Origin of the sequence: Escherichia sp. AM3, assembly GCF_032029835.1 — a bacterium.
GTDB lineage: Bacteria > Pseudomonadota > Gammaproteobacteria > Enterobacterales > Enterobacteriaceae > Escherichia > Escherichia coli.
Map to the genome: position 1 here is coordinate 1 of NZ_JAVUPQ010000242.1, position 1,826 is coordinate 1,826.

A 1,826-nucleotide genomic window follows, 5' to 3' on the forward strand; every position below is an offset into this window, starting at 1 on the left:
CCGCGCGCCGCCGCCTGCGCCAACTCGGCCGCCGTCCATCCGGCGGGCTGCGAACTCGTCATGATCCGCCCCGGAAGGCGCGCAGCAGCCGCGTTACGGCCAGAACGAACAAGCCGGTCAGCGCGAGCGCGGCAACACCCCAATGCTCGCCAAGGAAGGCACCGGCGGTCGTCCCGGCCAGCACGGCGGCGAGAATCGGCAGATGGCAGGGGCAGGTCAACACGGCCAGCGCACCCCACAGGTAGCCGGAAACGGGTTGGCGCGTCTCGGGCGGCAGTTTGTCAGGGGCGTTCACGGCAATGCCTCCTCGTGCGCCCGCTCGGCTGGCATGGAGGCCAGTTGCGCGTCCAGATGGGCCAACGCCGCGCGCCGCCGCTCGACCAACTGGCGCAGCACGGCAAGCTGCGCTGCGGCTTGTGCGCCGTCCGCTGCGTCGAGCGCACGGCACAGCCGCGCCAGGGCATCCAGGCCGATACCCGCCTCGAAGGCCGCGCGCACGAAGCACAGCCGTTGCAAGGCCGCATCGTCGAACACGCCGTAGCCGCCCGTGGTGCAGGCCACCGGCCGTAACAAGCCGCGCACCAGGTAGTCGCGCACGATATGTACGCTCACCCCAGCGTTATGGGCCAGTTGCGATACCGTGTAGGCGCTCATCGCACACCTCCTTGTCCTCACCCGGCGCAGCAGGAAAGCTGCTTCACATCCTTGTTGAAGGTCTGCGCCGCGAGCTTCAACCCTTCGACCATCGTCAGGTAGGGGAACAACTGGTCGGCCAGTTCCTGCACCGTCATCCGGTTGCGAATCGCCAGTGCGGCCGTCTGGATCAGTTCGCCCGCTTCCGGGGCCACTGCCTGCACGCCGATCAGTCGTCCGCTGCCTTCTTCAACCACCAGTTTGATGAAGCCGCGCGTGTCGAAGTTGGCGAGCGCGCGCGGCACGTTGTCCAGCGTTAGCGTGCGACTATCAGTTTTGATGCCGTCATGGTGCGCTTCCGCCTCGCTGTAGCCTACGGTCGCCACTTGCGGGTCGGTGAACACCACGGCCGGCATCGCGGTCAGGTTCAGGGCCGCGTCACCGCCGGTCATGTTGATCGCGGCGCGAGTGCCGGCCGCTGCCGCCACATAGACGAACTGCGGCTGGTCGGTGCAGTCGCCTGCGGCGTAGATGTGTTCCACGCTTGTACGCATGCCGGGGTCGATGACGATAGCGCCTTGCGGGGTGAGCGTGACGCCCGTCGCATCCAGTGCCAGCTTGCGTGTGTTGGGCGCGCGGCCGGTGGCGACCAGCAGCTTGTCGGCGCGCAGTTCGCCGTGCGCCGTGGTGAGCACGAATTCGCCGTCCCCTTCACCATTGATATACGCGACCTGGCTGGCCTGGGTGTGTTCCCTCACCTCGATGCCCTCCATGCGGAATGCGGCCGTGACGGCTTCGCCTATAGCTGGGTCTTCGCGGAAGAACAGCGTGCTGCGAGCCAGGATCGTCACCTTCGCTCCGAGTCGGGCGAACGCCTGCGCCAGCTCCAGCGCCACCACTGATGAGCCAATCACGGCCAGGCGCTTAGGAATCGTCTCGCTGACCAGCGCTTCAGTGGAAGTCCAGTACGGAGTGTCTTTCAGGCCGGGAATCGGCGGCACGGCCGGGCTCGCGCCGGTGGCGATCAGGCAGCGGTCGAATGCCACCACGCGCTCGCCGCCGTCGTTGAGTTGCACGATCAGGTTGCGATTGTCCTTAAAGCGGGCGGAGCCGTGCAGCACAGTGATCGCCGGATTGCCCTCCAAGATGCCTTCGTACTTGGCGTGGCGCAGTTCATCGACGCGGGCCTGCTG

The 1,826-nt window shown here is 67.0% G+C and carries 3 protein-coding genes; all 3 read right to left on the reverse strand.

What is annotated here, in order from left to right; translation table 11 throughout:
- Positions 1-58: 58 nt before the first annotated feature.
- Complete coding sequence (gene merE / locus RTW80_RS24610; RefSeq protein WP_000993386.1) at positions 59-295, reverse strand: broad-spectrum mercury transporter MerE; 237 nt, start codon at positions 293-295, stop codon at positions 59-61.
- The gene (merD, locus tag RTW80_RS24615) at positions 292-654 is read right to left on the reverse strand and encodes a mercury resistance co-regulator MerD (protein ID WP_001277456.1); all 363 of its coding nucleotides are present in this window, start codon (positions 652-654) and stop codon (positions 292-294) included. The genes merE and merD overlap by 4 nt, the downstream gene beginning before the upstream one ends.
- Positions 655-671: 17 nt before the next feature.
- Positions 672-1,826, reverse strand: a 1,155-nt coding sequence (merA, locus tag RTW80_RS24620) for a mercury(II) reductase (protein ID WP_312720687.1), incomplete at its 5' end; no start/stop codon positions are given.